This is a genomic window from Streptomyces sp. 13-12-16 (genome assembly GCF_002114215.1).
Taxonomy (GTDB): domain Bacteria; phylum Actinomycetota; class Actinomycetes; order Streptomycetales; family Streptomycetaceae; genus Streptomyces.
In genome coordinates, this window is the sequence record NZ_NCTE01000371.1 from 1 (window position 1) to 6,890 (window position 6,890).

Below are 6,890 nucleotides of genomic sequence, written 5' to 3' on the forward strand. Positions count from 1 at the left end.
CGCGCAGCGCGGCCAGGTCCTTGGGGGTGGGTACGCCCTTGGCCGTGGCCGCCCGTTCGGCGGTGCCGTTGTGCCCGGCGGCCGGGTGCTGCGGCTCCTCGACGGTCCGCTCGGCCGTCGCGCCGGGTGCGGACTCCGGCAGCGGGGCGGAGAGGATCGCGGCGATCTCGGGCCGCGGCACGGGCGGCGGGGCGCACACCCCGGTGTGCTCCTTGGCCCGTACGGCCCGGGTGATCCACGCCCGGTCCAGCACCCGGCGCTCGTCGGCCTCGGCGACCAGGTCCTCGGACTGGTTGTAGTCGCCGTCGGCGGCCTGCACGGCCCACAGGTGCACGGCGACGCCGTGTTCCTTGGCGGCCATCATGCCGGGCAGCAGGTCACCGTCCCCGGTGACCAGGACGATGTCGGAACAGGCCCGGTTGCGGGCCAACTCGGTCAGCTCGGCGTGCATCGCGGCGTCGACGCCCTTCTGCGCCCAGCGGCCGTCGCTGCGGGTCAGCGCGCCGAGCCGGACGGTGACCCGGGGCATCACGCGCAGCCTGCGGTGCTCGGGCTGAGGGACGCGGTCGGGGGCACCGTCGAACCAGTAGATGCGCAGCAGCGGCTGACGCGTGTCGGACTCGGCGCGCTCCCGCAGCCCCTGGATGAGGGCCGCGTGATCGACGGTGATGCGGGACCGCGACGGTTCCCCGGCGAGGAGACTGGCGGCGGCCCCCAGCAGATACCCGGCGTCCACCAGGACGATGCAGCGGTCCACGCGGTCCACCCTCTTTCCGGGAGGTTTGCTTCGGGCTTGCTTCGAGTCTGCCCGACCACGCCGGGGTTAACGGCCCGAACTCGATCTTCGGCGTGGCGTTTCCACACTTCCTCCCCGATCACCCCGGTCACACACGGTAATTGTCCAACATGCGTCCGTTGTCGGGCTATGTGAATCTGGTCCCGGCCCTGGCCCCTAGTCCCCCACAGGAGGCATCACCATGGCCAAGAACAAGAACCGTGACCGTAAGCAGCCGCAGGCCGAACGCGCCCAGCGGGCGGCGCAGGTGTCCACGATGGAGACGCCGGACGAGCAGCGCACCACACAGGCCGTGCCCGGCGATGTCGGCCAGGGCAAGGGTCGGCAGAAGCGCTTCGGCCACAACTGACGCCTTCACGACGGCCCGTTGCGGCCCGGGAACGTGAAGACCCGGGCGCATGAAGGCCCAGGCACACGAAGAGGGGCGCACCCACCACAGGGTGCGCCCCTCACGCGCGTCGGCCGGGCCCGCCCGCTAGCCCGCCAGGCAGGACGGTCCGAGAAGGACCTTCAGGTCGCCGAACAGGGCCGGGTCCGGCTTCACCCGGTGCCGGTCCAGGCGCAGCACCGTCGTCTTCGTCGGCCCCTGAAGCTTGATCCGCACCTCGCTGTCGCCCTTGTGGTGGGTGAGGATCTCACCGAGCCGGCTGACCATCGGCGGGGTCACGCGGGTGGCCGGGATGGTGAGCACCACGGGCGCGTTGGTGCCGGCGTTGGACAGGTCGGGGACCATCAGCTCCATCGCGACCAGCCGCGGCACGTCCTCCCGCTTGTCGAGCCGGCCCTTGACGAACACCACGGCGTCCTCGACGAGTTGCGTCGAGACGAGCTGGTACGTCGCCGGGAAGAACATGCACTCGATGGAGCCCGCGAGGTCCTCCACGGTGGCGATCGCCCAGGCGTTGCCCTGCTTGGTCATCTTGCGCTGGAGGCCCGAGATGATGCCGCCGATGGTGACCACCGCGCCGTCGCCGAAGTCGCCGCCGGTGAGCTGGGAGATGCCCGCGTCGGCCTTGTCGGACAGCACGTGCTCCAGGCCGAACAGCGGGTGGTCGGAGACGTAGAGCCCGAGCATCTCGCGCTCCTGGGCTAGCAGGTACGTCTTGTCCCACTCGTCGTCGGTGAAGGTGACGTCGAGGCCGAAGCCGGGCTCGCTGGTCTCCTCCTCGCCCATGCCGCCGAAGAGGTCGAACTGGCCCTCGGCCTCCTTGCGCTTGACCGCGACCACGTTGTCGATCATCGGCTCGTAGTGGGCGGTGAGGCCCTTGCGGGTGTGCCCCAGCTCGTCGAAGGCGCCGGCCTTGATCAGCGACTCCGTGGTGCGCTTGTTGCAGACGACCGCGTCGACCTTGTCGAGGTAGTCCGGGAAGGAGGTGTACTTCCCCTTGGCCTTGCGGCACTTGATGATCGACTCGACCACGTTGGTGCCGACGTTGCGCACGGCCTCCAGGCCGAAGAGGATCACGTCGTCGCCCTGGGCGGCGAAGTTGTGCACCGACTCGTTGACGTTCGGCGGGAGCACCTTGATGCCCATGCGGCGGCACTCGTTGAGGTAGATCGCCGACTTGTCCTTGTCGTCCTTCACCGAGGTGAGCAGCGCGGCCATGTACTCGGCCGGGTAGTTCGCCTTGAGGTAGGCGGTCCAGTAGGACACCAGTCCGTACGCGGCGGAGTGCGCCTTGTTGAAGGCGTAGCCGGCGAAGGGCACCAGCACGTCCCACAGGGCCTGGATGGCCTCGTCGCTGTAGCCGTTCTTGCGGGCGCCGGCCTGGAAGATGGTGAAGTTCTTCGCCAGTTCCTCGGGCTTCTTCTTGCCCATCACGCGGCGGAGGATGTCGGCCTCGCCGAGCGAGTAGCCGGCGATGATCTGGGCGGCCTTCTGCACCTGCTCCTGGTAGACGATCAGGCCGTAGGTGACCGCGAGGACCTCTTCGAGCGGCTCCTCCAGCTCCTTGTGGATCGGGGTGATCTCCTGGAGCTTGTTCTTGCGCAGCGCGTAGTTGGTGTGCGAGTCCATGCCCATCGGGCCGGGACGGTAGAGCGCGGAGACGGCGGAGATGTCCTCGAAGTTGTCCGGCTTCATCAGCCGCAGCAGCGAGCGCATCGGTCCGCCGTCGAACTGGAAGACGCCGAGGGTGTCGCCGCGCTGGAGGAGTTCGAAGGTCTTCGGATCGTCGAGCGGCAGGCCCAGCAGGTCCAGGTCGACGCCCTTGTTGGCCTTCACCATCTTGACGGCGTCGTCCATGATGGTCAGGTTGCGCAGGCCGAGGAAGTCCATCTTCAGCAGGCCCAGCGACTCGCACTGGGGGTAGTCCCACTGCGTGATGGTCACGCCGTCGGTGTGCCGTACCCAGATGGGGGCGTGGTCGACGATGGGTTCGCTGGACATGATCACGCCGGCGGCGTGCACGCCCATCTGCCGGACCAGGCCCTCGACGCCCTTGGCGGTGTCGATGACCTTCTTCACGTCCGGCTCGTTCTCGTACATCGACCGGATCTCGCCGGCCTCGCTGTAGCGGGGGTGCGAGGGGTCGGTGATGCCGTTCAGGTCGATGCCCTTGCCGAGGACGTCGGCGGGCATCGCCTTGGTGAGGCGGTCGCCCATCGCGTACGGGTAGCCCAGCACGCGCGCGGAGTCCTTGATGGCGTTCTTCGCCTTGATCTTGCCGTAGGTGCCGATCATGGCGACCTTGTCGGCGCCGTACTTCTCCGTCACGTACCGGATCACCTCGACGCGCCGACGCTCGTCGAAGTCGATGTCGACGTCGGGCATGGAGACGCGCTCGGGGTTGAGGAACCGCTCGAAGATCAGTCCGTGCGGGATCGGGTCGAGGTCGGTGATGCCCATGGCGTAGGCGACGATCGAGCCGGCCGCGGAGCCTCGTCCGGGGCCGACCGCGATGCCGTTGTTCTTGGCCCACATGATGAAGTCGGCGACGACGAGGAAGTACCCCGGGAACCCCATCTGGATGATGACGTCCATCTCGTAGTCGGCCTGCTTCTGGCGGTCCTCGGGGATGCCGCCGGGGAAGCGGCGCTCCATGCCGCGGCGGACCTCCTCCTTGAACCAGCTGACCTCGGTGTACCCCTCCGGGATGTCGAACTTGGGCATCAGGTCGCGCTTTTCGAACATGCCCGTGGTGTCGACCATCTCGGCGATCAGCCGGGTGTTGGCGCAGCCCTGCTGCCAGGCGTCCGAGGAGTCGATGGCGTACATCTCGTCGGTGGACTTGAGGTAGTAGCCGGTGCCGTCGAACTTGAAGCGGTCGGGGTCGGAGAGGTTCTTGCCGGTCTGGATGCACAGCAGCGCGTCGTGGGCGGTCGCCTCGTGCGCGTACGTGTAGTGCGAGTCGTTGGTGACCAGGGGCGGGATGCCGAGCTTCCGGCCGATCTCCAGGAGGCCGTCGCGGACCCGGTGCTCGATCTCGATGCCGTGGTCCATCAGCTCCAGGAAGTAGCGGTCCTTGCCGAAGATGTCCTGGTAGTCGGCGGCGGCCTTGAGGGCCTCGTCGAAGTGGCCGAGGCGCAGCCGGGTCTGCACCTCGCCGGAGGGGCAGCCGGTGGAGGCCACGATGCCCTCGGACCACTGGCTGATGGTCTCCTTGTCCATCCGGGGCCACTTCTGCAGCCAGCCCTCGGCGTACGCGTCGGAGGAGAGCCGGAAGAGGTTGTGCAGGCCGGTGTTGTTCACGGCCCACATCGTCTTGTGGGTGTAACCACCGGAACCGGAGACGTCGTCCCGCTTCTGGTGCGGCTGGCCCCACTGGATCTTGCGCTTGTTGCGCCGGGACTCGGGCGCGACGTACGCCTCGATCCCGATGATCGGGGTGACTCCGGCCTTCTGCGCGGAGTGGAAGAAGTCGTACGCCCCGTGCAGGTTGCCGTGGTCGGACATGGCGATGTGCGACATGCCCATTTCATTGCAGGCGTTGAACATGTCCTTCAGCCGCGCGGCACCGTCCAGCAGCGAGTACTGGGTGTGGACGTGCAGGTGCGTGAACGGCGGCTTTGACACGGTGCGGCCTCCAAAGGTGAACGCTGTGGCGCGGAGCGCCCCGATGAGGGGTGGTGGTCGGGTGACGGGAGAACTCTCGGCGACGGGCGGGCGGACGGTCCGGGGGACAGCGTCGAAGTCTATGCCCCGACGCTGACACGCGGAGGCCGCCACGACGTACCTTCGAGCGGGGGCGCGGGCACTCCCGCGCGCCGTCGCACGTTGGATCGGGGGACGGACCAGCCGTCCCGGAACATCCCGCACCTGGAGGCACAAAGCGATGTCGGTACCGCAGCTCAACGACGAGCACCGCGGTGAGGAGATCCTCGCCGTCCTCGACACCGCCTTCGGCGAGCTCCTGGCCGCCGACCCGGCCGCGTTCCGGGTGAAGTTCCGCAAGATGGCGGCCTCGGCGTTCGCCTTCTACCGCGGGACGGCGTGCCTCTTCTACCACGATCTCGACGCCGAGAAGCGGGGCGGTCCGTACCTGGACGAGCGCACCTCGCGGGTGTGGATCCACGGCGATCTCCACGCGGAGAACTTCGGCACGTACATGGACTCCAACGGCCGCCTGGTCTTCAACGTCAACGACTTCGACGAGGCCTACGTCGGCCCCTTCACCTGGGACCTCAAGCGCTTCGCGGCCTCCGTGGCGCTGATCGGCTACGCGAAGGCGCTCAGCGACGAGCAGATCACCGAGCTGGTCACGATCTACGCGGCCGCGTACCGGGAGCGGATCCACGCGCTGGCCACCGGCGCGAAGAGCGACGAGGTGCCGCCGTTCACGCTGGACACCGCCCAGGGGCCGCTGCTCGACGCGCTGCGCGACGCCCGCTCGCTGACCCGGTTCGGGCTGCTGGAATCGATGACGGAGATCCGTGACTTCGAGCGCCGCTTCGCCTCCGGCGGCGGCGCGGTCGAGCTGGACGCCGCCACCCGCTACAAGGTGCTCGCCGCCTTCGACGGCTATCTGGAGACGCTGCCGGACGCCTCGCTGGCCCGTCCGGACTCCTACCGCGTGAAGGACGTCGTGGGCCGCCGCGGCATCGGCATCGGCTCGGCCGGGCTGCCGTCGTACAACATCCTCCTGGAGGGTCACAGCGACGCCCTGGAGAACGACGTGGTGATCTACATCAAGCAGGCCCAGACCCCGGCCGTCTCCCGGCACGTCACGGACCAGGCGATCCAGGACTACTTCCAGCACGAGGGGCACCGCACGGTGATCTCCCAGCGCGCCCTCCAGGCGCACGCCGACCCGTGGCTGGGCTGGACCGAGCTGGACGGCGCGGGGCAGCTCGTCGCCGAGGTCTCGCCGTACGCCGTGGACCTGGACTGGGGCGACATCGACGACCCGGAGGAGATCGCCCTGGTCGTCGCCGACCTCGGCCGGGCCACGGCGACGATGCACGCGGCGGCGGACGACACCTCCGGCGAGTCCCTGGTGCCGTTCTCCACCGAGCGCGCCATCGACGCGGCGATCGCCGCCGACGAGGACTCCCTGGTCCCCCTCCTGGTCGAGTTCGCGCACGACTACGGCGCCCGTGCGCGCGGCGACCACCAGATCTTCCTGGACCTGTTCCGCAACGGCCGGATTCCGGGCCTGTGACCATCCGCACATCCACAGGAACCCTTTAGGGATCCCTTACCGGAGCACGTGACACACTCGTTCCCGCCATGGACATATCCGGAACCCAGCTCAGAGCCGTACGCGCGGCGCTGTTCACGGCAGTCGTCGTGACGCTCAGCGCCGCGTCGCACGTGCTGCTGTCCGGGGTCCCGCTGCCGCTGAACACGGTGGCCGCGATCACCGCCGCCGTGTTCCTCCTGGCGTACGCCCTGGCGGGGCGGGAGCGTTCCTTCGGGCGGATCGCCGCCCTGCTGATCCCGCTGGAGCTGGCCGCCGACACCGTCTTCACCACCGGCCAGCACGTCTGCTACGGCCGGATGGGCGGGCCCGTCGCGGGTCCGCTGCGCTCCGTCGGCTTCGACGTGCTGTGCGGCGACGGCACCAGCGTGGGCGCACCGCTCGCCCGGGCCACCGGGCACGCCGCCGAGGGCGGCGACCGGCTGGCGGCCCTGCTCGCCCAGGCCGACCCGGCG

General features: G+C 69.0%; 4 protein-coding genes and 1 pseudogene. 3 read left to right on the top strand and 2 right to left on the bottom strand.

The features are described 5' to 3' along the window. A partial coding sequence (locus B7767_RS15540) for an NYN domain-containing protein (RefSeq protein WP_143652475.1) occupies positions 1 to 757 on the bottom strand: 757 nt, incomplete at its 3' end. 220 nt (positions 758 to 977) lie between these two features. Here B7767_RS15540 and B7767_RS46365 point away from each other — a divergent pair. Then, on the top strand, positions 978 to 1,145 hold the full coding sequence (locus B7767_RS46365; protein WP_179167160.1) for a hypothetical protein: 168 nt from the start codon (positions 978 to 980) through the stop codon (positions 1,143 to 1,145). A gap of 126 nt (positions 1,146 to 1,271) precedes the next feature. Here B7767_RS46365 and dnaE read toward each other — a convergent pair whose 3' ends face one another. Next, positions 1,272 to 4,811, bottom strand: a complete 3,540-nt coding sequence (gene dnaE, locus B7767_RS15545; RefSeq protein ID WP_085572711.1) for a DNA polymerase III subunit alpha — start codon at positions 4,809 to 4,811, stop codon at positions 1,272 to 1,274. Positions 4,812 to 5,070: 259 nt separating this feature from the next. Here dnaE and B7767_RS15550 point away from each other — a divergent pair, with 259 nt between their 5' ends. Both B7767_RS15550 and B7767_RS15555 read left to right on the top strand, forming a co-directional pair. Further along, the gene (locus B7767_RS15550; protein ID WP_085572712.1) at positions 5,071 to 6,396 is read left to right on the top strand and encodes a DUF2252 domain-containing protein; all 1,326 of its coding nucleotides are present in this window, start codon (positions 5,071 to 5,073) and stop codon (positions 6,394 to 6,396) included. Positions 6,397 to 6,464: 68 nt separating this feature from the next. Beyond that, positions 6,465 to 6,890 (top strand): annotated as a pseudogene (locus B7767_RS15555) (hypothetical protein); the annotation flags it as partial.